This is a genomic window from Methylophaga sp. UBA1464, assembly GCF_002325665.1.
Classification (GTDB): Bacteria; Pseudomonadota; Gammaproteobacteria; order Nitrosococcales; family Methylophagaceae; genus Methylophaga.
This window is the reverse complement of sequence record NZ_DCSO01000028.1, coordinates 3,216-3,658: the sequence shown is the minus strand read 5'-3', so window position 1 is coordinate 3,658 and position 443 is coordinate 3,216. Positions and strand designations below refer to the sequence as shown.

1 protein-coding gene is annotated in these 443 nt (G+C 48.5%); it reads left to right on the top strand.

Going from position 1 to position 443, the window contains the following annotated elements; genetic code table 11:
* Window positions 1-443: NTP transferase domain-containing protein (locus B3O33_RS03155; protein ID WP_292362903.1), on the top strand; the 443-nt coding region annotated here is incomplete at both ends.

Here is a 443-nt window from a genome sequence, read left to right as displayed (position 1 = left end):
ATGTCTCTGGCTATTATTATTCTCGCTGCCGGTAAAGGCACCCGCATGAAATCCGCCAAACCCAAGGTGATGCACACTCTGGCAGGCAAACCCATGTTACAACACGTTATTGATACCGCTAAACAGCTTTCTCCAAGCCAGTTAGCCGTGGTCTGTGGTAATGGTGCTGACGAAGTCGTGCCGTACCTGCAAAATCAGCAAATCGATGTTGTGATGCAGCATGAACAGAAAGGTACCGGTCACGCAGTAGAGCAGGCCAAAACCAGTTTTGCTAACAGTGAACAGGTCTTAGTGTTATACGGCGATGTGCCGCTAATCACAACGGATACGCTGCAGGATTTGATTGAATCAGGCGACAACAACAGCCTGAAAGTACTGACAGCAATATTGGAGGATCCCACCGGCTATGGCCGTATTGTGCGTGATTATGACGACAATATGCT